Here is a 24936-nt window from a genome sequence, read left to right as displayed (position 1 = left end):
GTCCGGCTTCGGCGGCAAGGCGTACGTGTCGTTGCGACATCTCCCACGGTAGGCAGGGCCTCCGACATCGCGTCGGAATGCTCCGCATCCGTGGACAGACATCCCTCGGACGCCGTCTGTGCAGAACACTACGCGTGAATCGAACAGATCTTCGACGACACGCCGTCGTCAGCGCCGCGGTTCGAGCCGCCCCACTCCGTACCGCCGGTTCGGCGGCACATCCATCTCCGCGCACAGCGCGAGCCACACGTCGCGTGTGGGCTCGCCCGCGGCCAATGCTTGCGCCGCCGTGCGATCGCCGGCGCCGGCGAGCACGAGGTCATCGACCAGATACGCTCCGCGCGAGCCGAACTCGTCCCGGACGGCGCGATCGAACTCGCTGCGGCGCATTCAGCGCAGCGAGAGTTCGGGAGAGGCCATAGCGACGAGCTCGTCCGGCACGACATCCGGGAAGGAGTTGATGCCCTCCAGCACCGAGAGTCGGTCGGAGACCTCACGCATGATCGTGGAGATGGGAACATCCAGCGCCTCGGCCACGGCACCGAGGATCTCGCTCGAGGCTTCCTTCTGTCCGCGCTCGACCTCGCTCAGGTATCCCAGCGCGACACTCGCGCGGCTGGCGACCTGCCGAAGGGTGCGCCCCTTCTGCTGACGGAGCTCACGAAGGACTTCGCCGATCTCATGACGTACCAGGATCATTTCGAGCCCTCCTTTTACCGAATCCGTCGTGCACCGGGTGCATAACGCTACAACAGTGCGTGCGGCCAATCTAATCCCGCGCCGCTGGGTGACGGATGAGAATCGCACAACGTAACCCAGTGGTAACCCGATCTGTTCCCTCAGAGCGCTTCGAGCACCATTCGCAGCGCACGACGTGCGGTGCGCTGACGGATCTGATCACGATCGCCCTCGAGCTGCAACAGTTCCACGCGGGTGCCCAGGGGTGTGGAGACCGCGACGAACACGGTACCGACGGGCTGCCCGTCGGATGAGGTGGGTCCGGCGATACCCGTTGTCGCGACACCGACGTCGGCCGCCGCACCGTCCACCGCGACCGCGTCTCGCACCCCCTCGGCCATCTGGCGCGCCACCTTCGCCTGCACCGGACCGCCCAGCTCCAGCACGAGAGCGTCGACGCCGAGCAGGCGGTGCTTGAGCTCGGTGGCGTAGGCGACGATGCCGCCGCGCACGACTCTCGATGCGCCGGCGACCGCGACCAGCTGACTGCACACCTCTCCGCCGGTCAGCGACTCGGCGATGCCGATGGTCCAGCCCAGTTCGCCGAGGCGCTCGACGATGTGCTCGGCATCCGTGCGTCGACCGCCGACGATCGAGGTCTGCTCGTCGAGGGCGTTGTCTTCCATGAAGCGTTCATCCGACATGGTCGTCTCCCGGGCGGCGCGCACGGCGCCCTCTCACCTCGCTGATGACGTAGTCGATTCCGCTGGCGATCGTGAGGATGACAGCGATCCACATCGTGATGGTGTTCACCACGTGGATCCATTCGCCCACCAGAGGGGCGAGCGGAGCGAGTGCCAGCGAGAGGGCCACGGCCTGAGCCACCGTCTTGAGCTTGCCCATCCAGGCGGCGGCCAGGACGTGGTCGCTGACGACAGCGAAGCGATACACGGTGATGCCGACCTCGCGCACGAGCACGACGATGGTCACCCACCAGGGCAACTCTCCGAGGATGGACAGGCCCACGAAGGCGCATCCGGTGAGCGCCTTGTCGGCGATCGGGTCCAGGAGCTTGCCGAGATCGGTGACGATCTCATAGCGCCGGGCGAGGTAGCCGTCGATGCCGTCGGTGGCGATCGCGACGATGAACAGCACCGTCGCCGCCCACCGCATCCCACCGCCCTCGCCGGCGTCGGCCAGCAGGAGCCAGAGGAAGACCGGCGCGCACAGGATGCGCACGATCGTGATCGCGTTGGGAAGCTGTCGGGGAACCGCCACGATGCGAGCCTAGCGAGCCGGGAACGTTCAGTCGCGCCCGGTGAGGCTCCAGGCGTCCTCGGAGCCCTCATCGCCGTCGACCACCTCGAGGCCGTCGAACTGCGAGTCCACCGCATCCGGCCCATAACGGTCATCGGTGCCAGCGCCGGCGGGCGGATCCTCGCCGCGTAGGCGAGCGAGGACACCGGGCAGCTGCTCAGGCGTCACCAGAACATCACGAGCCTTGGACCCCTCGGACGGACCCACGATCTCGCGAGACTCCATGAGGTCCATGAGGCGTCCGGCCTTGGCGAAGCCGACACGCAGCTTGCGCTGGAGCATCGAGGTCGATCCGAACTGCGTGCCCACGACGAGCTCGGCCGCAGCGAGCAGGAGCTCGAGGTCGTCACCGATGTCGGCGTCGATCTCCTTCTTCTCGGTGACCGCCGCGACATCCGCCCGATACTCGGGGCGGGCCTGGCCGGTGACGTGCTGCACGACCTTCTCGATCTCCGGCTCGCTGACCCAGGCACCCTGCACGCGGATGGCCTTGGACGCGCCCATGGGCAGGAAGAGGCCGTCTCCCTGACCGATCAACCGGTCGGCGCCCGGCTGATCGAGGATGACCCGGGAGTCGGTGACGCTGGTGACGGCGAAGGCGAGACGCGAGGGCACGTTGGCCTTGATGAGGCCCGTGACGACGTCGACGCTCGGACGCTGCGTCGCCAGCACCAGGTGGATGCCGCTCGCACGCGCCAGCTGGGTGATGCGAACGATCGAGTCTTCGACGTCGCGCGGCGCGACCATCATGAGGTCGGCGAGCTCGTCGACCACGACGAGCAGGTACGGATACGGCTTCAGCACGCGCTCGCTGCCCGGGGGCAGCTGGATCTGCCCGGCGACGACCGCTTTGTTGAAGTCGTCGATGTGGCGGAACCCGAACGACGCGAGGTCGTCGTACCGCATGTCCATCTCTTTCACGACCCACTGCAGCGCCTCGGCCGCCTTCTTCGGGTTCGTGATGATGGGCGTGATGAGGTGCGGGACTCCGGCGTAGGAGGTGAGCTCCACGCGCTTCGGATCGATCAGCACCATCCGCACCTCGGACGGCTTCGAGCGCATGAGCAGGCTCGTGATCATCGAGTTGACGAAGCTCGACTTTCCGGAGCCGGTGGAGCCGGCGACCAGGAGGTGCGGCATCTTCGCAAGGTTCGCGACGACGAAGCCGCCGCCCACATCCTTGCCCACGCCGATCGTCATCGGATGCGTGGACTGCAGCGCGTTCTGCGAACGCAGCACGTCGCCCAGCGTCACGATCTCGCGGTCGGTATTCGGGATCTCGACGCCGATGGCGCTCTTGCCGGGGATCGGCGCGAGGATGCGCACCTCGTTGGAGGCGACCGCGTACGCGATGTTGTTGGTCAGCGCGGTGATGCGCTCAACCTTCACTCCCGGTCCGACCTCGACCTCGTACTGCGTGACGGTGGGTCCGCGCGAGAAGCCCGTGACCTTCGCGTCGACCTTGAACTGCTCGAACACGCCCATGATGGCGCGCACGACCGCGTCGTTGGCCTCGGAACGGGTCTTCGGTGCAGACCCCGCCGCGAGGGAGGCGACCGAGGGCAGGGAATAGGAGGCCGCCGGCGGAACGCGATCACCGCTGCCACCGAAGCCCTCGATGCCGTCGAGGGTGGGCTGCGGACCGGAGTCCCCGTCGTCCTGCAGACCCGCAGCGGCACGACTGTCGGCGACCGCGCGTTCCGCCGCGGCGATCACCGAGGGGTCGATGACCTCGGTGAGCGCATCCGGCGCGCCCGGCAGAGGCGGCGCGGGGCGCGCGGGCTCGAGGGCGTTGTCGAAGCCTCCGGAGACCGGAGTGTCGGTGAACAGCAGCTCGGTGAGATCCTGCGATCCGGCACCGTCGTCGGGGTCCTGCTCGCGCCCGGTCTTGTTGCGACGCCACCACGGCATCGCCTCTGTCGCATCGTCGTCGGCAGCGGCCGCCGCATCCTTCGCGCGATCGGGCTTCTCGACCGGCTCGTGCCGCTCGGCGCCGAACATCCACGCGTACAGGTCGCCCAGGCGGCGACCGATGCGGTTCGGGGGCGTGCGAGTGAGGATGAGCACGCTGAGCACCGCGAGGAGCGTCAGCACGATGCCCGCGCCGACCGGCTGGAGCAGCAGCGCGAGGGGCTCCCCCGCCATCCAACCGAACAGACCGCCCGCGGTGCTGAGCGCCGGAAGGCCCGACGAGGGCTGCGGGCGACCGCCGAGAACATGGCAGAAGCCCGCGATCGTCAGAATGAAGAGCGCGAAGCCGATCCCGATACGTCCGTTGTCGTGCACCGACGCGGGATGGCGGAACAGCCAACCGGCCAGCAGGACGAGAAAGACCGGGAGGATGAAGGAGACCCTGCCGACGAGCCCGCCGATGGAGTACGCGCTGATGGCCGCAGAGACGTCGGTGCCGATGAAGAACCACTCGATGACCGCACCGGCGACCGCGAGGAGTACGAGCAGGAACGGGAACCCGTCGCGGCGCTGGTCTTTCTCGAGCGTCTCCGGCCCGAACGTGCGGAACAGTCCGCCCGTGAGGTGCGCGAGTCCCATCCAGGCGCGGACGGCGACCGAGGGTCGCTCGTCCTCACCCACGTAGCGCTTGGGAGCGGGTTCGGGTTTGCGCGCGCGCGAGGTCCCGCCCTTCGCGGGGGCGCGACGCGTCGAGGCGGTACTGCGGGCCATGATCCCACGGTAGATCCGACCCGCGACAGCGGCCGGTAGCCACGCGGCGAAGCGCCTCAGCGCAGGCGACGCACCATGGTGTCGCGTCCCTGGGCGGGCGAGGTGACGGCGAAACCCTCGGAGCGGTAGAGGGTCGCGGCGAAGTTGTCGCGCTCGACGCTGAGGCTCAGGCGTGCGTAGCCCTCGACGCGCGCCGCCGCCACCAACTGCTGCAACAGGGCGCGTCCGACGCCGTGGGCGCGCCAGAGAGGGCGTACGCCGATCACGAGCTCGGGCACTCCGGTCCCGACGTACCCGAACCCGGGCTCGGTGCGCGGCAGCATCCGGTACCACGCGGCACCGATCGCCTCGTTCTCCGGGCTCACGGCGACCAAGCCCGTATCGCCCGGGCGCTTCCACCCCGAGATGTAGCGGGCATGCTCGGGTGCCGCGAGGATCTCGTGCCGCGGGCGCGCGGCGCCGGGCCGCCAGTTCGCGGCCTCGACCACCATGTCCGCGAGGAAGACGCCGTCCGGCTGTTCGGCGGCGCGGATCCGGAAGCTCGCGGGCATGCCCGGATCATAGCGATGAAGCGATCAGGCCTCGATCACCAGCGGCACGATCATCGGGCGCCGACGCAGACGCTGGTTCACCCAACGACCGATCGTGCGACGGACGACCTGCGACAGCGCGTGCGTGTCCCGCACGCCCGATCCCGCCGCCTCGGCGAGCGCTGCGGCGATCTTCGGCTTGACGTCCTCGAACACCGAGTCGTCCTCGGCGAAGCCGCGCGCGTGGATCTCCGGTCCGGTGATGATGCGACCCGTGGAGGCATCGACCACCACGATGACGGAGATGAAGCCCTCTTCGCCGAGGATGCGGCGATCCTTCAGATCGGCATCCGTGATCTCGCCCACGGTCGAACCGTCCACGTAGACGAAGCCGATGTCGCGCTGACCGACGACTCGGGCCTCGCCGTCCTTGAGATCGATCACGGTGCCGTTCTCGGCGAGGATCGTGCGTTCGGCGGGGATGCCGGTGTCCTGCGCGAGCTTGGCGTTCGCCATCAGATGGCGGTACTCGCCGTGCACGGGCAGCACGTTGCGCGGCTGCAGGATGTTGTAGCAGTACAGCAGCTCGCCCGCGGCGGCGTGACCGGAGACGTGCACCTTCGCGTTGCCCTTGTGGACGACATTGGCGCCCAGTTTGGTCAGCCCGTCGATCACACGGTAGATCGCGTTCTCATTGCCGGGGATCTGGCTGGACGCGAGGATCACGGTGTCGCCGGGGCCGGGCTCGATCTCGTGATCGAGGTTGGCCATCCGCGAGAGCACCGCCATCGGCTCGCCCTGCGAGCCGGTCGACATGTAGACGATGCGGTCGTCGGGCAGATCACGTGCCTTCTTGTAGTCGATCAGGACGCCGTCGGGAACCTTGAGGTAGCCGAGGTCCTGCGCGATCGTCATGTTGCGCACCATGCTGCGGCCGAGGAAGGCGACCCGGCGCCCGTGGGCGGCCGCGGCGTCGATGACCTGCTGAACCCGGTGCACGTGGCTCGAGAAGCTCGCCACGATCACGCGGCGGGGAGCCCGGCCGATGACCTGGTCGAGCACGGGACCGATGGAGCGCTCCAGCGGTGTGAAGCCGGGAACGTCAGCATTGGTGGAGTCGACGAGGAAGAGGTCGATCCCCTCCTCGCCCAGACGGGCGAAGGCGCGAAGGTCGGTGAGACGGCCGTCGAGCGGCAGCTGGTCCATCTTGAAGTCGCCGGTGGCCAGTGCCATGCCCGCGGGCGTGCGGATGGCGACGGCCAGGGCGTCGGGGATCGAGTGGTTCACCGCGACGAACTCGAGGTCGAACGGCCCGACCTGCTCCCGCTGACCCTCCGAAACCGTCAGCGTGTACGACTTGACCCTGTGCTCTTTGAGCTTCGCCTCGACGAGGGCGAGAGTCAGCCCGGATCCGATGAGGGGGATGTCGTTCTTGAGCTTCAGCAGGTAGGGGACGGCGCCGATGTGATCCTCGTGGCCGTGCGTGAGCACGATGCCCACGATGTCCTCGAGCCGGTCGCGCAGCGGCGCGAAGTCGGGGAGGATGAGGTCCACACCCGGCTGGTGCTCCTCGGGGAAGAGAACGCCGCAGTCGACGACGAGGATCTTCCCGTCGTACTCGAAGATCGTCATGTTCCGACCGACCTCGCCGAGCCCGCCCAGGGGCGTGACGCGCAGCGTCCCCTGATCGAGCGCGGGCGGATCGTAGACAGTGTTGGCCATACGTACCTCTCCGGATGCGGCCTGCGCCGCATCCGTGTCTCTCGCCGGCTCCTGTGAAGGAGCGGGCTCTGGGGCTCGCCTCGTGGCGAGCGGTTGTCAGCGTGTGGTTCCGTGCACCTTGGGCAGGGCGCCGCCGGCAGCGGCGTTGCGGTCGGGACGGAAGTTGGAGAAATCGGCACCGGGGACATCGCGCACCAGGGCGAGCTCGTCCTCGATGATGGCGGCCTCCCACTCCTCCGGCCCGACGAGGGGCAGGCGGACGCGGGGGCTGGAGATTCGGCCGAGGCCGTGAAGGATGTACTTCGCGCTCACCGTGCCCGGCACGTGCGTCATGACGGCACGCACGAGCGGCTCGAGACGCTTGTGCTCGGCGGTCGCCGTGGCCAGGTCGCCCCGATTCACCGCGTCCACGATCGCGCGGTAGGGGGCCGCCGCGATGTTGGCGGTGACGCCGATGAGCCCCGACGCTCCGATCGCGAGATGCGGCAGCACGTTCGCGTCGTCCCCAGAGAAGTACATCAGGTCGGTCTGGTTGAGCACGCGGCTCACCTCGCTGAAGTCACCCTTCGCATCCTTGATCGCCAGGATGTTGGGGTGCTTGGCGAGGCGCAGGATGGTCTCGTACTTGATCGGCACGCCGGTGCGGCCCGGGATGTCGTAGAGGATGACGGGCAGATCCGTCGCGTCGGCGACGAGGCGGAAGTGCGTCAGGATGCCGGCCTGGGTCGGCTTGTTGTAGTAGGGCGTGACGATCATGATGCCGTCCGCGCCGGCCTTCTCGCTCGCCCGGTACAGCTCGATCGCGTGCGCGGTCTCGTTGGAGCCGCCGCCCGTGATGATCTTCGCCCGGCCGGACGCGACACTCTTGCCCACCTCGACGAGGCGGAGCTTCTCGGGGTCGGTCAGCGTCGAGGTCTCCCCCGTCGTGCCGGTGACCACGATGCCGTCGGCGCCGGCCGTGATGACGTCGTCGATGTGCTTCTCGACGGCGGGCCAATCGACCTCGCCGTCGGCGGTCATGGGAGTGACCAGCGCGACGAGCACCTGTCCGAAGGGGTTGCCCGTGTGCGTCATGTTCCCAGGCTATCGGTTCCGACCGCCGCACCCCCACGCATTCTCGTGCGCACGCCCTCTGCACGCGGCGTGCGCGCTGCACGCGCGGCCAGTCGCGCACGACGAGTGCATAGTCGAAGCGCAGGGTCTCGTACCTCTGCGCCGCGGCCTCCGCATCCCGCACCAGATCCTTATGACGCAGGCTGACGCCATCGTGATTGAGGCGGCCGTCGACTTCGATGATGAGTCGCCCGTCGACCGGGAAGTCGACGACGCCGAACGCGGAAGCACCCGCATCCCGATGCGCGCGCACGACGGATGCGGATGCGATCGGCCATCGGGTCCGAGCCAGACGTGCAGGGTCGGGATCTCCTCCAGCACCCAGACACCGTGCGCGCGAAGCGCCGCAGCGCAGGCGAGCTCGCCGCCGTGGGCAGCGGCATCCCGGACATCGGGATGCGCGCCGAGCGCGTACACGCCCTTGCGCACACGTTCGATGGCTCCGCGATCGGCGGCGCGAGCGAGGGCACTGCGAGCACGATCCGTGGTGCTGGTGGCAACCCCTGGGACCTATGGGGCGGATGCGGTCGTAGGGTGGCGGCATGGTCTGGCACACGTCCGCGAGCCGCGTCGTCTACGAGAACCGCTGGATCCGGGTGAGGGAGGACGACGTCACCGGCCCCGACGGCGAGGGGATCTACGGCGTCGTCGAGATGCAGCATCCGGCGGTGTTCATCGTGGCGTTGGACGACGCCGACAACGTCTGCCTGGTGTCCATGGAGCGTTACACGACCGGTCCCTCGTGGGAGGTGCCGGCGGGCGGCAGCGACGGCGAGGATCCACTCCTCGCCGCGCAGCGCGAGCTCGCCGAGGAGACGGGCCTGATCGCTGCGGAGTGGGAGCACCTCGGCACCATGAACGCGCTCAACGGGATCGCGGTCGCGCCCGAGCACGTGTTCCTCGCGCGCGGCCTCTCCTCCGCGCCCGACGATGCGCTCGCCCAGGCGGAGGAGGGCATCGACGATGTCGTGCGCATTCCGTTCACCGAGGCCCTCGCGATGGTGTCGGACGGCCGGATCCGCGACGGCGAGACCGTTGCGGCACTCGCCTACGCGGGCATCCGTCTCGGTCGTTTCGCCTGACTCAGCGCCCTCGCCGACCGAGCCTCGATGCGAGCCGATCGGGCGCGATGTTCGCCAGCGCGGCGAGCGCCCGATAGCGGAGGGTGGGCACCGACACGGCCTTGCCTCGCGCCGCATCGCGCAGCGACGGTGTGACCACATCGGCAGGATTCAGCCACATCCAGCCGGCGACGCCCTCCTGACCCGGCGCGAGACCGAGCCGCTCGTGGAAGTTCGTGTGCGTGTAGCCCGGGCACACCGCCGTCACGGTGACGCCGCGCGGTGCGTAGCTCGCGTTCGCCCACCGGCTGAAGGAGACGAGCCACAGCTTCGAGGCGCCGTAGGTGGAGCGCGGGATGAAGGCGGCGATCGACGCGACGTTCAGGATGCGGCCGCTGCCGCGCGCGAGCATCGGAGCAAGCGCCGCGTGCATGAGCCGCATCGGCACCTCGACGTGCACGGCGAGATGGCGCACCTCGTCCTCGATGTCATTGCGCTCGAAGTGGAGCGGGAGGCCGAACCCGGCGTTGTTGACGAGGATCTCGATCGGCCGCCCCGGATCGGTCAAGCGTTCGACGACCCGCTGCCGCTCCCCCGCGTCCAGCAGGTCTGCGACGAGCGCCTCCGTCGCGACACCGGATACGGCGCGCACCTCACGGGCGACCGATTCCAGCGCTTGGGCGTCGCGGCCCACCAGGACGAGGTCGGCGCCGCGCGCGGCCAGCTGTCTTGCGTACTCGGCGCCGAGTCCGGAGCTGGCACCGGTGATGAGAGCCGTCTTCGCCATGAGCCGAGCCTACGCGCCGGTGTCTATCGTGAATCCATGGTGGACGTGCTGCTCTGGGAGTGGGAATGGGCGTGCTGCGGCGAGCCGTTCGCGGTCGGCGACCGCGTCGAGTTCGGGGTCGTGGATGCGGACGACGGGGTGCGCGAGCTCTGCGCCCCGGCAACCGTCCCCGCGTTCGTCGAGACCCACCACGAGAGAGAACCCGAGTTCCACCTCTCGGGCGTCGTTCGATCCGTGGCCGCGCTCTCCGTCGCCCATCGGGTCTCTCGTGTGCCCCGCGCCGCCGCCGCGCCCGGCAACGCGCGCTTCTCGTCGCCGGGCGCGGACTGGGCGATCGAGGTGCGACCGCGCCCCTACGTCCTGACGTTCGAGCGACTCCCGGCGACGGCGCTGCTGAGTCCTCTTTCCGGCGTCCGCCGCGCTGTCGAGGATGACGACGACGAGCAGCCGCTCCCCCGCGAAGCGGATCCGGCGGACGGCGAGATCCGCCGGCACGTCGAGGGCTACCTCGTCACGATCGACGAGGGCTGATCACGGCGCGACGCGTCCGTTCGCGTTGAACGCGGCGTGGGTGAGGGGCATGAGCTCGGTCCAGAACGCCTCCATCTTCTCGGCGCACATCTCGATCTCACGCTGCGGGAACGACGGGAAGTGGGTGCCTTCCACCTTCGTGCGCAGGGAGAGGAAGTTCATCAGCGCACGCGCATTCATGGTGACGTACATCGACGAGTAGATGTTCAGCGGCAGCACGATGCGTGCCACTTCGCGGGCGACACCGGCATCCAGCATCCGCTGGTATGCCTCGAATGCCTGGATGCTGGCGGCACGGGTGGCCTCGTCGACCAGCTCGAACTGCTCGTCGGTGCCGGCGAGGAACTCGTACGCGCCGGGCTTGCCCACCTGGATGAGGTTGCGCTCGCGCGCGGGCACGTAGAAGACGGGACGAAGCTCGCGGTAACGGCCGGATTCCTCGTTGTACGAGGCCACCCGGTGGCGCATGAACTCGCGGAAGACGAAGATGGGCGCCTGCACGTAGAACGTCATCGAGTTGTGCTCGAAAGGCGAGCCGTGACGGTCACGCATGAGGTAGTTGATGAGTCCGCGATCGCGGGCGGTCGCCTGGTCACCGGATGCGGCGGACTCGAGCGTCTGCTCCCCCTGCGTCGACACGCGTGCGGCGAACAGCACGTCGGAGTCGGAGGCACTGGAGCGGACGAGCTCGACCGTCACGTCGCTGCGGAACTGGATCTCGGCACTGGACGCGTCACTCACCCCCTCAGCGTATCCCGGCGCCGTGTTACGTACGTGCGTCATCTTCACCGACTCCATGCCCGCCCATACATGTGCGGGTCTAGCCTGGGATGTCGTGGACCCCCTCATCGCCGTCGCCGTGCTGGCCGCGCTCCTCGCAGCCACCATCGGCCTCGGTCTCACCCTGCGCTGGCGAGCGAACCGACCGCGACGCGTGGACCCCGACGAGGTGGTGGATCCGGCACGCCTGGGCGCTCCTGCCCTCGGCGAAGTCGCCACGCTCCTGCAGTTCAGCACCGAGTTCTGCGCGCGCTGCCCCGGCGTGCACCGCACGCTGGCCGACATCGCCGCTGACCGGGCAGGCGTCGTGCACCTCGACGTCGATCTCACCAACCGCACCGACATCGCCCAGCACTTCCGCGTCCTTCAGACGCCGACGACGCTCATCCTCGACCACAGGGGCACGGTGCGCACGCGGTTCGGCGGAACCCCTCGCCGTGACGTGGTGGAACTGGAACTCGCCCGCGTGACCGAGGAGTCGACCCGTGTCTGATCGTTCGCCTGGCCGCATCGATGTGCGCGGCCCCCGTTTCGCCGCGTCCATCACCGCCGCGCTCCTGCTCGTCGCCGTGCTGCTCGGTCTCACGGGCCGCGGAGCCGATCCGGCCGCGCAGGTGGTCGGGTGGTTCGCGTACCAACCGCTGGCTGCCCAGCAGGCGTTCTCGCCAGGACCGTGGGCGATCCTCGCGTACCGGGCGGCCGATCCCGGCTTCATCCTGCTGGCCGTGATCGCGGCGCTCTTCCTGTGGGGCGTGGTGTCGCCGCGCACCGCGCCGTGGGGCGTGCTCTACCGGAAGCTCGTACAGCCGCGGCTGCAGCCGGCGACCGACTTCGAGGATCCGCGTCCGCCGCGCTTCGCCCAGGGCGTGGGCCTGCTCGTCACCGCCGTCGGCCTGGTGCTCTACCTCGTCGGCGTGCCGTGGGCGTTGCCGATCGCTGCGGCCGCCGCCTTCGTCGCCGCCTTCCTCAACGCCGTGTTCGGCCTGTGCCTCGGATGCCAGCTGTACCTGCTGCTCGCCCGAGCTGGCATCATCCGCACCGCTCGTCCGGTCTGAAAGCACACGGCTGTCAAGGCCAAAGCCGACGCAAAGATCCGGCGGATACGCTGTGGCCCGAGGGCCGAGACGCGGCCGGAGGGAGACGACCATGAGTGTCACCAGCGAAGCCAGCACGAGCTGGAAGGGAAGCCTCGCAGAGGGTTCGGGCGACGTCGCCCTCGAGTCCTCCAACCAGGGTCCCCTGGCCGTCAACTGGAAGGCTCGGAGCGAGGGTTCGACCTCGGTGACGACGCCCGAGGAGCTGCTCGCCGCTGCGCACTCGTCGTGCTTCAGCATGGCCCTCTCGCACGCACTGACCGAGAACGGCACGCCTCCCGAGAGCATCGAGACGACCGCATCCGTCACGTTCGTTCCCGGCACCGGGATCAGCGGCAGCCACCTGAACGTCAACGCGAGCGTACCCGGCCTGTCGTCCGAGGACTTCGCCCGTATCGCCGCCGAGGCGAAGACGGGATGCCCGGTCTCGCAGGCGCTCGCGGGCATCGAGATCACGCTCGAGGCGACGCTTGCCTGAGCCCCGCCACGTCGTCGTCAGCGGCGCGTCCGGGCTCATCGGCCGCGCCCTCGTGACGTCGCTGCGCTCGGACGGCGTGCGGGTGACCACACTCGTGCGCCGTCCGGCGCAGAGCGCGGACGAGGTGCCCTGGCTTCAGGACGCCGAGCCGCTGGATCCGGCCGCGCTGGAAGGGGCGGATGCGGTGGTGTCGCTCAGCGGCGCGAGCGTCGGTCGCTTCCCGTGGACCCGTTCGTACAAGAGCACGTTGCTGTGGTCACGCCTGACGCCGACCCGCACGCTCGCTCGGGCGCTGCGGGCGCTGGGCTCGGACGCACCCGCCTTCGTCTCGGCCTCCGCGGTGGGCTTCTACGGATCGGCACCAGGGGTGGCGCAGGACGAGAGTTCGGGGCCAGGCAATGGCTTCCTCTCGCGGCTCACCGTCGAGTGGGAGCAGGCGGCGCGCGAGGCCGGCGACAACACCAGGATCGCGCTGCTGCGCACGGCACCCGTCGTGCACCAGCAGGGCGTGCTCAAGCCCCTCATCCTGCTCACCAAGTTCGGCCTCTCGGGGCCGATCGGGCGGGGCACCCAGGCATGGCCGTGGATCTCTCTGGCCGACGAGGTGGGAGCGATCCGCCACATCCTGGCCGAGCAGATCACGGGTCCGGTGAACCTGACCGGCCCGACCCACGCCACCGCGAACGATCTCGGTTTCGCACTCGCCCGCCGTATGAACCGTCCGTACGTCCTTCGCGCGCCCGCCTGGGCGGTACGTATGGCGCTCGGAACGGACGCCACCGAGGCGCTGCTCACCAACGACGTGCTGCTGTCGCCGACGGTGTTGACTTCCACCGGCTACCGCTTCACGCATCCGACGGTGGAGGATGCGGTCGCCGCGGCGGTTCCCGCCGCCTGACGCTCAGCCGCGGTCGCGCCGCTCCAACCGGATGGCGGTGCGCACCGCGGCGCGAGCGCGCCGTCTGTCGCCCGACCCGTCGTAGGCGAGTCCGAGCCGGTACCAGGCGCGCCAGTCGTCCGGCGCCTCCTCGACGTCGTGGCGGTATGCGGGGAACACCGCATCCGCCTCGTCACGCAGCACGCGCCCGCTCGGCCGGGTCTCCAGCGCCTCGGTGGGCAGTGCGCCTTCGGCTTCCAGCCGACGACCGAGCGCCTGCGCCCGCACGCCGAACCACAGCTCCCGGCCGACGGCCCACACCGCGATCACCGGCAGGACCAGCAGGGCGACACCCGCGGCGACGCCCAGCGGCATGCCGCTGGTCAGCAGCAGCCAGGCGCGCTGGCCTACGAACACGGCGTAGAGCGCGAACGCCGCCACCATGACGGCGACGCCGATGCGTGCACTCACGGGGTCGTCGCAGCGATCTGACCGGATGCGGCGCCGTCGGTCACCCCGGCGCCGGTCTTGGGTGCCCCGGGCAGGCGGATGCCGATGTCGAGGAAGCTGTCGAGCCCCACGTGCACGCCGCGGGCGTCGCGGGCGGCCGCGAGCGCGATGCGAATGCCGGGGGCATAGGCCAGAGCCGGCTCGATCGTGTCGTGGACGATCGAGAGCGCCTCACCCGGTCCGGACAGGACCACCTCCTGGCGCGCGACGACACCGGGGCGACGGAGCGAATGGATCGGGACGCTGGCGACCTGTTGTCCGCGTGCCCGCTGGTCGACGTGCGGCGCCTCCACCGGACCGGTGCCCTGGCGGGCGGCGGCGATCATCTCGGCCGTGCGCACCGCGGTGCCGCTGGGCGAGTCGATCTTCGTTTCGCGGTGGGCTTCGACGATCTCGATGGAATCGAAGAAGGGCGCCGCGGCGGCGGAGAGGGCGGAGCCCATCACGGAGCCGAGCGAGAAGTTCGGGATGAACACGACGCCGACGCCGGCCGCATCCGCCAGGGGACGCACGAGCGCGATGCGCTCCGCCGACCATCCGCTCGTGCCCACGAGGACGTTCTTGCCGCGCTCGATCGCCGCGCGCACGACGTCGATGGAGATGGCCGGGACGGACGCGTCGACGACCACGTCCGCGTCGTCGATGGCCTGGATGTCGTCGCGCGACGAGAGGGCCGCAATGAGCTCGAAGCCCTCTTCGGCCTCGACCACGCCGCGGATGATGCTTCCCAGCTTGCCGGTTGCTCCCACGATGGCCACACGCGTCGTCATGTCTCCACCCTAGGCGTACCCCGGCTACGCTCGCGGTATGCCCACCCTGCGTGCCCTTCCCGCAGACGACCCCGTCAGTCACGAGCTGCTCACCCTGTACTTCGCCCGCCGTGCGCAGGGATTCCCCGGCGGCGGCTACCGCACGGTCTTCCCGGATCCTGCGGCCTTCGAGCAGCCGAACGGCGTGTTCCTGGTTCTCTTCGACGACACCGGCGAAGCGATCGGATGCGGCGGCATCCGTCGCATCGCGGACGGGCCCGCGGGCGTGCGCTACGAGCTCAAGCATCTCTTCGTCCGCCCCGAGGCGCGCGGCAGCGGCGGCGGCCGGCTGCTCGTGACCGAGCTCGAGGAGCGGGCACGGGCCTTCGGAGCCGCAGAGCTCGTGCTCGACACCCACCACTCGCTCGAGGCCGCCGGCTCGCTCTACGCGCGCAGCGGCTTCATCGCGATCGAGCCGTACAACGACAACCAGAACGCCACGCGCTGGTACGGCAAGGCGCTCTGACGTGGCGAGGCCCACGGAGTTCCCGTTCGTTCCGAAGACGACCGTGTCCCTCGAGGTGGGCGACGTCATCGCGATCCCCCGGACAGACGGCCTCTGGGGGGCGCTGCACGTGGTCGACCTGCGCCGATCCGGCGTGGGCAGCCGGGTGTCGTTCATCGCAGGCGTCCTGCCTTGGCGCGGCACACACGCGCCGACGGCGCAGGACGTCGCGGATATGGCCGTCGTGGAGCAGGCGCTGGTAGGCACGGCACTTTTCCGTGAGGGCGGGTTTCAGGTCACCGCCAACGTGCCCGTCGCGCCCACATCCCTGCCCAACAACTTCCGAACCACGGGAATCGGTTCAAGCGTCCTGGTCTGGGGCTGGCGGGCGGCCGTGGGTCGAGTCGAGGCCTGGCGACCCGAGGACCCCGATTGAACGATGATGTCGTGGCCGGCTCACCGGCTTCAGAGCCTCGACTTCTGGCCGAAGCGATCGCCTGGTGGCGCGTCGGAGGCGTGCACGGTCGCCGGGTGCTCGTGGATGCTGCCGTGAAGGCCCTCCTCGCGGGCTCGGAGAGCACCGCGCTTGCGGAGCTGGCAGGGATACCGCCGGATGAGAGCCCATTCGTAATCGAGGCACTCATCGACCGCGTGTCGGAGGAGGAAGGCCTCGACGACACGGATGCGGACGCACGCCTGCTCGCAGCGCGCTGGTTGTGTCGGGCACTTCTGTCCGGCCAGACGAGTGAGCGCGACCTGACGCGCTGGGTTCACGACACCTTCAGCCACGCGAGCTCTTCGGATGAACTGGATCGGCTGGCGGAGCTCGACGACGACTTCGACCTCAGCGACACCGGAATGGGCGGTGGAGCGGAAGAACTGACCGCTCGCGTGCGTGAAGCAGCGCGCCGTTACCTGAAAAGCGCCTGACGCCCGTGGGCGACAGTGTCGCAGCGAGACGCCTGGATAGGGTCGGGTCTGCGCGTACCCGGATTGTGGCATCGTTGGCGACCTGCGCCGGCCTCGCTACCCTCCTCGTCGGCGGTGCAGCAGCCCGAAAAGACACTGAACGCCTGGTCCTTTTGCGGCGTCCGCGTGATCCTTTCCTACGAGGATGACCCCGACATCATCGCGACCGGCGCTTGCCCACCTACAGGCGAAACGAGGAGCCCCGCGCGCCGATAGCGCGGACGCGCCGATCGAACACGACGGCTGCTGCCTTGTCACGCCAGGTTCCGCACCCCGGACCGGCCGGGGCCGAGTGCCCGAACGTCAGACGGGCGGGACCTCGGGAAGGCCCGTGCGCAGCTCGAACGGCAGGTGGGCGAGGTCGTTGTGGGACACGAGCGTCCAGGGACGCCCGTGACGTTGCGCGATGACCGTGAGACCCGCGTTGGCCTGGTTCAGTGTCATCCAGCGCCAGTCGGGCGCGCCCAGCACCTCGCGCACGAACCACCCGATCACCGCGTTGTGCGTGATGATCAGCTCGTGCACGTCGCCCTGCTTGCGCACCAGGAAGGCGGCGAGGGCGTCGGCCATCTGCGCCCGCCCCGCGTCCACCGCAGCCTCGGTGATGCCGCCGAAGAAGGGCTCGAAGACCGCGGGGGTCTCCTCCGTCATCCCCGTCGGAACGCAGTCGAACAGCAGCGAGGAGGCTTCCGGCGTGATCGACGGCATGCGCTCGGCCACCGCGCGGGCCGTCTCCGCGGCGCGCACGAGCGGCGAGTGCCAGACGGCATCGAACGGCACGCCCGAGAGCCGGTCGGCCAGCAGCTCAGCCTGGCGGCGGCCACGCGGCGACAACGGTCCGTCGTCGATGCCGTGCTCCGCATCCTGATGCTCGCCGTGGCGGACAAGGTAGATGTAGTGAGTCACGCCTGTCGCTCCGTCGAGTAGGTCGAACGCCTCATCGGCGTCTCATCCACCCTAACCCGCTACTCCGACGCGCGCGCGATCTCCGACAGCTGGCTGCGGGTGAGACGGAGCCCCACGCCCTGCAGCACTTCCTCGACGTGCGCGGGCGCATACGCGTTCGCGATCGGCGCAGCCACGATCCGCTGCGCGAGCAGCCACGCCACCGCGACCGCCGAAACCGGCACACCGAACTCCGCCGCCACCGCGTCCAGAGCCTTCAGCGTGCGGCTGCCGCGCTTGGTGAGGCTGCCCGCGAGCTGTGCCGCACGAACGGAGGTGACGGCCTTGTCACGCGTACGCCGGGCACCCGCGAGGAATCCGTGCTCCAGCGGATGCGAGGGAGTCACGGCGACCCCCTGCGCGCCGGCGACGAGTCGCAGGTCCCCGTCGAAGTCCTTGCGGCGCAGCACGTTGTAGGGCACGTCGAGCACCGTGAAACGCGGCAGCCCCGCCGACGAGAGGATGCGGGCTTCCACCAGCTGCTCGGCACGCAGGCCGTAGGCGCCGACGGCACGCACCTTGCCTGCCTCGATCAGCCACTCGAGCGTGGCAAGCGTGTTCTCCAGCGAGCCGACGCCGGTCGTGCCGTCGATGTAGAGCACGTCGATGCGGTCCGTGCCGAGCCTGACGAGCGAGGCCTCGACCGAGCGGATGAGGTTGACGGGGCCGAGGCCCGGATGGTCGGGGTGCGCGCCGACCCTCGTCATGAGCACGAGATCGTCGCGAACGCGACGCTTGCGCAGCCACTCGCCGATGATGTGCTCACTGCGTCCGCCGGCGAAACTGTCGGCGGTGTGCACGGCGTTGCCACCGCGCTCGACGTAGGCGTCGAGGATCGTATGGCTGGTGTCGATGTCGACGTTCCAGCCGAACTCGGCGCCGCCCAGGATGAGCGGGAAGATGCGCTGTCCGCTCTCGCCCAGATCGATGCGGATGCCGGCTCCGACGCCGGGGCCCTGAACGGGGATGGGGGCAGACGGATGCGTCTCTGCCATGTCGGCGGGCGCGACCGGGTGCGTCGCCGTGCCGATTCCGAAGATTCTCACGCGCACCCCTTCCGCACACTCGTGTCGCGGAACGCGGAAACCGTGGATCTCCCGCGTAGCTCGACGCGTACTTAGACAGTAAGTGAGCGCGCGGTCACCGGATTCCGCCACGGCGACAGATCGATAAACATTGCATAACTCTTTTGTCACGGCCCGTCCCGCACGGCCGAGGCCCCCGCCGCGTTAACGCGACGGGGGCCTCGGCTGCGTACGGGGATCAGCCCTCCGCGGGAGCCTCCGGACCGGGGTTGGCCGCGTCGCGACCCTCCTGGTCGGCAGCCTCTTCGAGCACGGGCTCGAGCGACAGCTTGCCGCGGTCGTCGATCTTGGTGATCTTGACCAGCAGCTTCTGACCGACGCCGAGCACGTCTTCGACGTTCTCGACGCGCTTGCCACCGGCGAGCTTGCGGACCTCGCTGACGTGCAGCAGGCCGTCCTTGCCGGGCAGCAGCGAGATGAAGGCGCCGAACGTGGCGATCTTCACGACGGTGCCGAGGAACTGCTCGCCGACCTCGGGGTTGGTCGGGTTGGCGATCGCGTTCACCTGGGCACGGGCGGCCTCGGCCGAGGGGCCGTCGGTCGCGCCGATGTAGACGGTGCCGTCCTCCTCGATGGAGATCTGCGCGCCGGTCTCGTCCTGGATCGCGTTGATCGTCTTGCCCTTCGGCCCGATCAGCTCACCGATCTTGTCGACCGGGATCTGCACGCTGATGACGCGCGGCGCGGTCGGCGCCATCTCGTCGGGAGCGTCGATCGCCGCGTTGAGCACGTTCAGGATCGTGAGACGTGCGTCCTTGGCCTGGGTGAGAGCGGCAGCGAGCACCGACGACGGGATGCCGTCGAGCTTCGTGTCGAGCTGGATGGCCGTGACGAACTCGCTGGTGCCCGCGACCTTGAAGTCCATGTCGCCCAGGGCGTCCTCGGCGCCGAGGATGTCGGTCAGCGCGGCGTAGCGCGTCTGGCCGTCGACCTCATCCGACACGAGGCCCATCGCGATACCCGCGACCGGAGCGCGCAGCGGCACGCCGGCGTTGAGCAGCGACAGGGTCGAGGCGCACACCGAGCCCATGGACGTCGAACCGTTGGAGCCGAGAGCCTCGGAGACCTGACGGATCGCGTAGGGGAACTCCTCGCGGCTGGGCAGCACCGGAACGAGCGCGCGCTCGGCCAGGAAGCCGTGACCGATCTCGCGACGCTTCGGGCTGCCCACACGGCCGGTCTCACCGGTCGAGTAGGGCGGGAAGTTGTAGTGGTGCATGTAGCGCTTGCTCGTGGTGGGGCTGAGCGAGTCGATCTGCTGCTCCATCTTGAGCATGTTCAGCGTGGTGACGCCCAGGATCTGGGTCTCACCGCGCTGGAAGATCGCCGAGCCGTGCACCCGCGGGATGACCTGCACCTCGGCGTCGAGCGCACGGATGTCGGCCAGACCGCGTCCGTCGATGCGCACACCCTCTGAGAGGATGCGGCCGCGCACGATCTTCTTCGTGACCGACTTGTACGCGGCGGAGAACTCGAGGGTCGCCACGGCGGGCAGCTGCTCGGCCTCGACGGCCGCGACGAGCTCTGCCTTGACGGCATCCTTCACCGCGTCATCCGCGTTCTGGCGCTCCTGCTTGTCGGCGATCTGGTAGATCGGGACGAGCTTGTCGTAGGCGCGCTCGGCGACGAAGTCGTACGTCTCCTGGCTGTACGGCGGGAAGACCGGGTAGGGCTGGATCTCCTTCGCGGCGGTGTTCGCCACGACGTTCTGCGCCGCGACGAGCTCCTTGATGAAGGGCTTGGCGGCCTCGAGTCCCTGCGCGACGATCTCTTCGCTGGGCTTGGTGGCGCCGGCCTTGATGAGGTCCCAGCTGTGCTCGGTGGCCTCGGCCTCGACCATCATGATCGCGACTTCGCCATCCTCGAGGACGCGTCCGGCAACGATCAGGTCGAAGACGGCCTCCTGCAGCTGCTCGGCCTTCGGGAACGCGATCCACTGGTCGGCGTGCTCGCCGTGACCCGGGATGAGCGCGAGGCGCACACCGGCGATGGGGCCGGAGAACGGCAGACCCGAGATCTGCGTCGACAGCGATGCGGCGTTGATCGCCAGCGCGTCGTAGAACTCGCCCGGAGCGATGCTCAGGACGGTGACGACGATCTGGACCTCGTTGCGGAGGCCATCCACGAACGACGGGCGCAGCGGGCGGTCGATCAGACGGCAGACGAGGATCGCCTCGGTCGAGGGGCGGCCCTCACGACGGAAGAACGAGCCGGGGATCTTGCCGGCCGCGTACGAACGCTCTTCGACGTCGACGGTCAGCGGGAAGAAGTCGAAGCCTTCACGCGGGTGCTTGCCGGCGCTGGTGGCCGAGAGGAGCATCGTCTCCTCGTCGAGGTAGGCGGCAACGGCACCCTGTGCCTGCTGCGCCAGTCGCCCGGTCTCGAACCGGACGGTGCGGGTGCCGAATCGGCCGTTGTCGAGAACGGCTTCGGCGGCGGTGATTTCCGGACCTTCCAAGAGGTCCCTCCTTCTTTGTTTAGGCTCGCCACCCCGTGTGGGCGACGAGCGGACATGCGAAGGAGCAGGGCTGCGGTTATGGGCGCGCGGCACGACTGCAGAGAGCCTGCGCTGGCCACCAGTAGAAGACCACCCGGCGTGCGACGCACGACGAGGAACCCACCACAGGGGACCAGCTTCCCGCCGGCCTGCTCCGTGAACTCGTATGGAGTTGGCGATCGCACAGAGCGATCCACATCAGCCTACCAGTGCAACCCGTTCTCACGCGGGTCGACGCCGCCTATCGTGGGACCCACACCCGCGACAGCGGAACCGACGAGAGGACACGTCATGACCCACGACACCACCCCCGGCTCCGACCGCGACGTCGAGCCGGGCACAGAGCCCGCCGCCACCGGCGAGGAGCAGCTGGTCGAGGACGGACTGCTCGACGGCACTCCGGAGACACCGGACCCGCGCGAAGAAGCGCAGTTGCAGGCGCAGCTCGAGCGCGAGATGCGCTTCGACGGGTTCGAGCAGGGCATCGAGGGCTGAGGGGAACGAGGAGAGGGCCCCGGCACGCATCGCGTTCCGGGCCCCTCTTTCGTGGGTCAGCGGGGCGTGGCAGCCATCGCCTTGGCGGCCGCATCTGCGCCCTCTGCGGCGGGAGCCTTCTCCCCCGCATCCGCGCCGTGTCCGCCGGTCAGCGTGGACTCGTCGAAGGGGCGGGCGCCGGAGAGCACCTCGCGCACCCGCGCCTTGTCGATCTGCCGGGTCCACGTGCCGATCAGCACGGTCGCCACAGCATTGCCGGTGAAGTTCGTGACCGCACGGCCCTCCGACATGAAGCGGTCGATGCCGACGATGACGCCCACCCCGCCGACGAGGTCGGGACGGTAGGTCTGCAGGCCCGCCGCGAGGGTCGCGAGTCCCGCGCCGGTGACGCCCGCAGCGCCCTTCGAGGCGATGATCATGAACACGAGCAGGCCGATCTGCTCGGGAATCGACATCGGGGCGCCCATGCCCGTCGCGATGAACAGCGACGCCATCGTGAGGTAGATCGCCGTGCCGTCCAGGTTGAACGAGTAGCCGGTGGGCACCGTGATGCCGACGACCGGCTTGGAGACACCCAGGTGCTCCATCTTCGCGATGAGCCGGGGCAGCGCGGACTCCGACGACGACGTGCCGACGATGAGCAGGTACTCACGGCCGAGGTACTTCATGAGCGAGAAGATGTTCACCCGCGCAACCGCGTAGAGCAGCGAGCCCAGAACACCCGCGATGAAGACGAAGCACGTGATGTAGAACGCGACCATCAGAAGGCCGAGCCCGAGGATCGCGCCGACACCGGTCGAGCCGACGACGGCGGCGATGGCGCCGAACGCGCCGACGGGAGCGAGCCAGAGGATCATGCCCAGGATGCGGAACACGAGCGTCTGCAGGTGGGTGACGGCCGTCATGATCGGCTTGCCCTTCTCCCCCAGCCCCTGCAGGGCGAAGCCGACCAGCAGCGCGATGAACAGCACCTGCAGCACGCTGCCGCCGGTGAACGCCGCGAAGAACGACTCCGGGACGATGTGCAGCAGGAAGTCGACGGTAGAGGTCGCCTCACCCGTCGCCTGGTAGGTCGAGCCGGACATGTCCAGCCCCTCGCCGGGGTGGATGATGTTGCCGACCACGAGGCCGATCGCCAACGCGAACGTCGACATGCCGAGGAAGTAGACCAGGGCGAGTCCGCCGATCTTGCCGACGGTGGCCGCCTTGGCGATGGATCCGACCCCCACCACGATCGTGCAGAAGATGATGGGCGCGATCATCATCGTGATCAGCGACACGAACGCGGTGCCGAGAGGCTTCAGACCGACCGCGAACTCGGGGAAGGCCAGCCCCACCACGGCGCCGGCGACCACTGCAATGATCACCGAGACGTACAGCCAGGTGTGCTTGTCCCATTTCTTGCGACCGGGTCGGCCTGTCAGCCGCGGCAGGGTCACCGTCGTCGTGCGGGGAAGTCGCAGAGCCATCGTCGTCTCCTTCTCGATCGGGCCGCCTCATCGTGGCCACGCTCGTACCCTCGCTCCCGCTGACGGACGGGGTCGAGTTGTGGTCGTATTGGTCACGGAGGATGCGGTGAGACCGACGAAGTTCCCGACGAGCGCTGCCACGCGACTGTTCCTGCTGATCGCCGCCGCGGCGGTCGCGGTGGCGGCCGTGCTCAGCGCGGTCCTCGTGCTCGACGCGCAGCGCGCGGAGCGCGCGGAAGCCGAACGCGTGACGCAGATCGTCGCGCGCACGCTCGCCGAGGACCCGTTCGTCCGCGGCGGCATCACCTCCGCCGATCCCTCCGCCGTCCTCCAGCCGTTCGCCGAGTCGGTCATGGCCGCCAGCGACCTCGACTTCGTGACGATCATGTCGCCCGACGGCGTGCGCTTCACGCACCGTGACCCCGCGCGGATCGGCGAGCGCTACATCGGCACCATCCCCGCATCCCCCGAGTCGCTCACCGAGGAGCGGGCGGGGACGCTGGGCCCGTCCGTCCGTACGATCGCCCCCGTCACCGAGGGCGACGAGGTGGTGGGGTGGGTGTCGGCGGGGGTGACACTGGGCAGCATCGGAGACGGGATCGCCGCCCGACTGCCGTTCGCCCTCGCGGTGGCGCTCATCGTGCTGGCTGCGGGTCTGGTCGGCGCAGTGCTCGCGCGAGGCCAGGCGCGGCGCGTCACGGGAGATCTGGCCGCATCCGAGATCCGCGACACGCTCTCGAGCGCCGAGTCGATGCGCACGCTGGGCGAAGCTCTCCGGGCGCAGACCCACGAGCACGGCAATCGCATCCACACCGCCGTCGCTCTTCTCGAGATGGACCGGCGGGACGAGGCGATCGCCCTGCTGACCGACTCCGCACACGCATCGCAGCAGCTCGTCGATCAGGTCACGGCCCGCACCGACGGCGACGCCACCGTGGGCGCCCTCGTGCTCGGCAAAGTGTCGCAGGCGGCCGAGCGCGGGGTGCTGTTGCGCACCGAGATCGCCTCCGACGCACCCCGCTCCGTGCTCACCGCCGTCGACGCCGTCACGGTCGTGGGTAATCTGCTCGACAACGCCGTGGATGCGGCAGCCGCCGGCCCCGCGCCCCGCACGGTCGATTTCGCGATGATGCGCTCCGGGCGGGACCTCATCCTCACGGTGACGGATTCAGGCGCCGGAGTGCCGACCGAGATGCGCGAGAGGGTGTTCGAGATGGGCTTCAGCACGAAACCGGCGGGGGCGGAGGGTCGCGGTGTCGGCCTCGCGCTCGTGCGCGACATCGTCACGGCGGCCGGCGGCAGCATCCGCATCGACGACGCCGATCCCAGCCGCTTCGTCGTCATGCTGAAGGGGCGAGGATGATCCATGTCCTGGTCGTCGACGACGACGCTCTGACCCTCGAGCTGCACGGACAGTACGTCGGGCGACTGGACGGCTTCGAGGTGAGCGGACTGTGCGCCGGCGCCGGGGCGGCCCTGCGCGCGCTGATCGGCACGGACCCCCGGCCCGCCGTCGACCTGGTGCTGCTGGATATGACCATGCCGGACGCGAGCGGCTTGGATGTGCTGCGCCGCATCCGTGCCGCCGGCAGCACGGTGGATGTGATCGCCGTGACCAGCGTGCGCGACGCCGAGACCGTGCGGGCCACCGCGAGCCTCGGGGTCGTGCAGTACCTCGTGAAGCCCTTCACCTTCGGCGTCTTCCGAGAGCGGCTGGAGCAGTACGCACAGACCGTCGAGCTGCGCAGCCCGCGCGGTCGGGCGACACAGGCCGAGATCGACGCGTTGCTCGGCGCCGGGCGCACCGCTCCCATCCCGGTCACGCCGAAGGGCATCTCGCCCGAGACCCTGGATGCGGTCGGCCGCGCGCTGCGCGACGGCGAGGGGCTCTCCGCCGTCGAGACGGCACGACTGCTGGGCCTGTCGCGCGTATCGGCCCGCCGCTATCTGGAGCACCTCGTGGAGATCGGCGCCGCCGAACGACGGGCGCGCCACGGACGTCCCGGCCGTCCGGAGAGCGAATACCGCTGGTCTATGTGACTCGTGGGGTTGGTGTGACGAG

Annotated in this window: 28 protein-coding genes; 12 read left to right on the top strand and 16 right to left on the bottom strand. The window is 69.4% G+C overall.

The window, feature by feature from the left end:
- Nucleotides 1-168: 168 nt before the first annotated feature.
- The 8 genes from PQV94_RS05395 to dapA all read right to left on the bottom strand — a co-directional run bounded on the left by PQV94_RS05395 (nucleotide 169) and on the right by dapA (nucleotide 8003).
- The gene (locus tag PQV94_RS05395) at nucleotides 169-390 is read right to left on the bottom strand and encodes a DUF3046 domain-containing protein (protein ID WP_234073228.1); all 222 of its coding nucleotides are present in this window, start codon (nucleotides 388-390) and stop codon (nucleotides 169-171) included.
- On the bottom strand, nucleotides 391-699 hold the full coding sequence (locus PQV94_RS05390; RefSeq protein ID WP_137416575.1) for a helix-turn-helix domain-containing protein: 309 nt from the start codon (nucleotides 697-699) through the stop codon (nucleotides 391-393).
- Nucleotides 700-839: 140 nt separating this feature from the next.
- Nucleotides 840-1364: a CinA family protein gene (locus PQV94_RS05385; protein ID WP_274287759.1), complete on the bottom strand. Its 525-nt coding sequence runs from the start codon at nucleotides 1362-1364 to the stop codon at nucleotides 840-842.
- Nucleotides 1365-1371: 7 nt separating this feature from the next.
- Nucleotides 1372-1956, bottom strand: a complete 585-nt coding sequence (gene pgsA / locus PQV94_RS05380; RefSeq protein WP_274287758.1) for a CDP-diacylglycerol--glycerol-3-phosphate 3-phosphatidyltransferase — start codon at nucleotides 1954-1956, stop codon at nucleotides 1372-1374.
- 27 nt (nucleotides 1957-1983) lie between these two features.
- Entirely contained in the window at nucleotides 1984-4677 is a 2694-nt protein-coding gene (locus tag PQV94_RS05375; RefSeq protein WP_274287757.1) for an FtsK/SpoIIIE family DNA translocase, read from the bottom strand.
- A 56-nt stretch (nucleotides 4678-4733) separates the two neighbouring features.
- Entirely contained in the window at nucleotides 4734-5228 is a 495-nt protein-coding gene (locus PQV94_RS05370; protein WP_274287756.1) for a GNAT family N-acetyltransferase, read from the bottom strand.
- Between the two features lie 24 nt (nucleotides 5229-5252).
- Nucleotides 5253-6929 (bottom strand): ribonuclease J, encoded by a 1677-nt coding sequence (locus PQV94_RS05365; RefSeq protein ID WP_274287755.1) that lies wholly within the window; start codon nucleotides 6927-6929, stop codon nucleotides 5253-5255.
- Between the two features lie 96 nt (nucleotides 6930-7025).
- Nucleotides 7026-8003 carry a 4-hydroxy-tetrahydrodipicolinate synthase gene (gene dapA / locus PQV94_RS05360; protein WP_243227200.1) on the bottom strand — a complete coding sequence of 326 codons (978 nt, stop codon included), beginning with the start codon at nucleotides 8001-8003 and terminating at the stop codon, nucleotides 7026-7028.
- Nucleotides 8004-8584: 581 nt separating this feature from the next.
- Here dapA and PQV94_RS05355 point away from each other — a divergent pair.
- Nucleotides 8585-9124, top strand: coding sequence for an NUDIX domain-containing protein (locus PQV94_RS05355; RefSeq protein WP_274287754.1), 540 nt, complete (start codon nucleotides 8585-8587; stop codon nucleotides 9122-9124).
- A gap of 1 nt (nucleotide 9125) precedes the next feature.
- Here PQV94_RS05355 and PQV94_RS05350 read toward each other — a convergent pair whose 3' ends face one another.
- Entirely contained in the window at nucleotides 9126-9890 is a 765-nt protein-coding gene (locus PQV94_RS05350) for an SDR family NAD(P)-dependent oxidoreductase (protein ID WP_274287753.1), read from the bottom strand.
- A 36-nt stretch (nucleotides 9891-9926) separates the two neighbouring features.
- On the opposite strand from PQV94_RS05350, the gene PQV94_RS05345 reads away from it, so the two are divergent.
- Nucleotides 9927-10421: a DUF6578 domain-containing protein gene (locus PQV94_RS05345; protein WP_274287752.1), complete on the top strand. Its 495-nt coding sequence runs from the start codon at nucleotides 9927-9929 to the stop codon at nucleotides 10419-10421.
- Here PQV94_RS05345 and thyX read toward each other — a convergent pair whose 3' ends face one another.
- The gene (gene thyX, locus PQV94_RS05340) at nucleotides 10422-11162 is read right to left on the bottom strand and encodes an FAD-dependent thymidylate synthase (RefSeq protein ID WP_274287751.1); all 741 of its coding nucleotides are present in this window, start codon (nucleotides 11160-11162) and stop codon (nucleotides 10422-10424) included. It lies immediately after the preceding gene.
- 94 nt (nucleotides 11163-11256) lie between these two features.
- On the opposite strand from thyX, the gene PQV94_RS05335 reads away from it, so the two are divergent.
- The 4 genes from PQV94_RS05335 (at nucleotide 11257) to PQV94_RS05320 (ending at nucleotide 13671) form a co-directional block, all read left to right on the top strand.
- Nucleotides 11257-11694 (top strand): TlpA family protein disulfide reductase, encoded by a 438-nt coding sequence (locus tag PQV94_RS05335; protein ID WP_274287750.1) that lies wholly within the window; start codon nucleotides 11257-11259, stop codon nucleotides 11692-11694.
- Nucleotides 11687-12256: a DUF4395 domain-containing protein gene (locus PQV94_RS05330; protein ID WP_274287749.1), complete on the top strand. Its 570-nt coding sequence runs from the start codon at nucleotides 11687-11689 to the stop codon at nucleotides 12254-12256. Before PQV94_RS05335 ends, PQV94_RS05330 begins: the two co-directional genes overlap by 8 nt.
- 91 nt (nucleotides 12257-12347) lie before the next feature.
- A complete protein-coding gene (locus PQV94_RS05325; RefSeq protein WP_274287748.1) occupies nucleotides 12348-12773 on the top strand; it encodes an OsmC family peroxiredoxin in 426 nt (141 codons plus the stop codon).
- Nucleotides 12766-13671 carry a TIGR01777 family oxidoreductase gene (locus tag PQV94_RS05320; RefSeq protein WP_274287747.1) on the top strand — a complete coding sequence of 302 codons (906 nt, stop codon included), beginning with the start codon at nucleotides 12766-12768 and terminating at the stop codon, nucleotides 13669-13671. Before PQV94_RS05325 ends, PQV94_RS05320 begins: the two co-directional genes overlap by 8 nt.
- 3 nt (nucleotides 13672-13674) lie before the next feature.
- Here PQV94_RS05320 and PQV94_RS05315 read toward each other — a convergent pair whose 3' ends face one another.
- Nucleotides 13675-14121: a hypothetical protein gene (locus tag PQV94_RS05315; RefSeq protein WP_274287746.1), complete on the bottom strand. Its 447-nt coding sequence runs from the start codon at nucleotides 14119-14121 to the stop codon at nucleotides 13675-13677.
- On the bottom strand, nucleotides 14118-14930 hold the full coding sequence (dapB, locus tag PQV94_RS05310) for a 4-hydroxy-tetrahydrodipicolinate reductase (RefSeq protein ID WP_274287745.1): 813 nt from the start codon (nucleotides 14928-14930) through the stop codon (nucleotides 14118-14120). Before dapB ends, PQV94_RS05315 begins: the two co-directional genes overlap by 4 nt.
- A 37-nt stretch (nucleotides 14931-14967) precedes the next feature.
- Between dapB and PQV94_RS05305 the strand changes: the two genes are divergently transcribed.
- The 3 genes from PQV94_RS05305 to PQV94_RS05295 are packed head-to-tail and all read left to right on the top strand — an operon-like array spanning nucleotide 14968 to nucleotide 16344.
- Nucleotides 14968-15435: a GNAT family N-acetyltransferase gene (locus PQV94_RS05305; RefSeq protein ID WP_274287744.1), complete on the top strand. Its 468-nt coding sequence runs from the start codon at nucleotides 14968-14970 to the stop codon at nucleotides 15433-15435.
- 1 nt (nucleotide 15436) lies between these two features.
- Complete coding sequence (locus tag PQV94_RS05300; protein ID WP_274287743.1) at nucleotides 15437-15850, top strand: hypothetical protein; 414 nt, start codon at nucleotides 15437-15439, stop codon at nucleotides 15848-15850.
- Nucleotides 15851-15861: 11 nt separating this feature from the next.
- Nucleotides 15862-16344 (top strand): hypothetical protein, encoded by a 483-nt coding sequence (locus PQV94_RS05295; protein ID WP_274287742.1) that lies wholly within the window; start codon nucleotides 15862-15864, stop codon nucleotides 16342-16344.
- A gap of 342 nt (nucleotides 16345-16686) precedes the next feature.
- Here PQV94_RS05295 and PQV94_RS05290 read toward each other — a convergent pair whose 3' ends face one another.
- The 3 genes from PQV94_RS05290 to PQV94_RS05280 form a co-directional block, all read right to left on the bottom strand.
- Nucleotides 16687-17289 (bottom strand): histidine phosphatase family protein, encoded by a 603-nt coding sequence (locus PQV94_RS05290; protein WP_137416556.1) that lies wholly within the window; start codon nucleotides 17287-17289, stop codon nucleotides 16687-16689.
- 59 nt (nucleotides 17290-17348) lie between these two features.
- A complete protein-coding gene (locus PQV94_RS05285; RefSeq protein WP_274287741.1) occupies nucleotides 17349-18374 on the bottom strand; it encodes an aldo/keto reductase in 1026 nt (341 codons plus the stop codon).
- A 217-nt stretch (nucleotides 18375-18591) separates the two neighbouring features.
- Nucleotides 18592-20871, bottom strand: a complete 2280-nt coding sequence (locus PQV94_RS05280; RefSeq protein WP_274287740.1) for a polyribonucleotide nucleotidyltransferase — start codon at nucleotides 20869-20871, stop codon at nucleotides 18592-18594.
- 330 nt (nucleotides 20872-21201) lie between these two features.
- Between PQV94_RS05280 and PQV94_RS05275 the strand changes: the two genes are divergently transcribed.
- The gene (locus PQV94_RS05275) at nucleotides 21202-21405 is read left to right on the top strand and encodes a hypothetical protein (RefSeq protein ID WP_274287739.1); all 204 of its coding nucleotides are present in this window, start codon (nucleotides 21202-21204) and stop codon (nucleotides 21403-21405) included.
- Nucleotides 21406-21461: 56 nt separating this feature from the next.
- Here PQV94_RS05275 and PQV94_RS05270 read toward each other — a convergent pair whose 3' ends face one another.
- The gene (locus PQV94_RS05270; protein ID WP_274287738.1) at nucleotides 21462-22874 is read right to left on the bottom strand and encodes a cation:dicarboxylate symporter family transporter; all 1413 of its coding nucleotides are present in this window, start codon (nucleotides 22872-22874) and stop codon (nucleotides 21462-21464) included.
- A gap of 106 nt (nucleotides 22875-22980) precedes the next feature.
- Between PQV94_RS05270 and PQV94_RS05265 the strand changes: the two genes are divergently transcribed.
- Nucleotides 22981-24237 (top strand): sensor histidine kinase, encoded by a 1257-nt coding sequence (locus PQV94_RS05265; protein WP_274287737.1) that lies wholly within the window; start codon nucleotides 22981-22983, stop codon nucleotides 24235-24237.
- A complete protein-coding gene (locus PQV94_RS05260; RefSeq protein ID WP_274287736.1) occupies nucleotides 24234-24914 on the top strand; it encodes a response regulator in 681 nt (226 codons plus the stop codon). Before PQV94_RS05265 ends, PQV94_RS05260 begins: the two co-directional genes overlap by 4 nt.
- Nucleotides 24915-24936 lie beyond the last annotated feature (22 nt).

The organism is Microbacterium sp. Clip185, assembly GCF_028743715.1.
Taxonomy (GTDB): domain Bacteria; phylum Actinomycetota; class Actinomycetes; order Actinomycetales; family Microbacteriaceae; genus Microbacterium.
The sequence above is the reverse complement of the archived record's forward strand: the minus strand, read 5'-3'. Positions and strand labels throughout refer to the sequence as shown.

Coding starts and splice junctions, on each gene's coding strand:
- PQV94_RS05395 (WP_234073228.1), bottom strand. CDS start 390: ATGCGCCGCAGCGAGTTCGATCGCGCCGTCCGGGACGAGTTCGGCTCG.
- PQV94_RS05390 (WP_137416575.1), bottom strand. CDS start 699: ATGATCCTGGTACGTCATGAGATCGGCGAAGTCCTTCGTGAGCTCCGT.
- PQV94_RS05385 (WP_274287759.1), bottom strand. CDS start 1,364: ATGGAAGACAACGCCCTCGACGAGCAGACCTCGATCGTCGGCGGTCGA.
- PQV94_RS05375 (WP_274287757.1), bottom strand. CDS start 4,677: ATGGCCCGCAGTACCGCCTCGACGCGTCGCGCCCCCGCGAAGGGCGGG.
- PQV94_RS05370 (WP_274287756.1), bottom strand. CDS start 5,228: ATGCCCGCGAGCTTCCGGATCCGCGCCGCCGAACAGCCGGACGGCGTC.
- PQV94_RS05365 (WP_274287755.1), bottom strand. CDS start 6,929: ATGGCCAACACTGTCTACGATCCGCCCGCGCTCGATCAGGGGACGCTG.
- dapA (WP_243227200.1), bottom strand. CDS start 8,003: ATGACGCACACGGGCAACCCCTTCGGACAGGTGCTCGTCGCGCTGGTC.
- PQV94_RS05355 (WP_274287754.1), top strand. CDS start 8,585: ATGGTCTGGCACACGTCCGCGAGCCGCGTCGTCTACGAGAACCGCTGG.
- PQV94_RS05350 (WP_274287753.1), bottom strand. CDS start 9,890: ATGGCGAAGACGGCTCTCATCACCGGTGCCAGCTCCGGACTCGGCGCC.
- PQV94_RS05345 (WP_274287752.1), top strand. CDS start 9,927: ATGGTGGACGTGCTGCTCTGGGAGTGGGAATGGGCGTGCTGCGGCGAG.
- PQV94_RS05325 (WP_274287748.1), top strand. CDS start 12,348: ATGAGTGTCACCAGCGAAGCCAGCACGAGCTGGAAGGGAAGCCTCGCA.
- dapB (WP_274287745.1), bottom strand. CDS start 14,930: ATGACGACGCGTGTGGCCATCGTGGGAGCAACCGGCAAGCTGGGAAGC.
- PQV94_RS05305 (WP_274287744.1), top strand. CDS start 14,968: ATGCCCACCCTGCGTGCCCTTCCCGCAGACGACCCCGTCAGTCACGAG.
- PQV94_RS05275 (WP_274287739.1), top strand. CDS start 21,202: ATGACCCACGACACCACCCCCGGCTCCGACCGCGACGTCGAGCCGGGC.
- PQV94_RS05270 (WP_274287738.1), bottom strand. CDS start 22,874: ATGGCTCTGCGACTTCCCCGCACGACGACGGTGACCCTGCCGCGGCTG.
- PQV94_RS05260 (WP_274287736.1), top strand. CDS start 24,234: ATGATCCATGTCCTGGTCGTCGACGACGACGCTCTGACCCTCGAGCTG.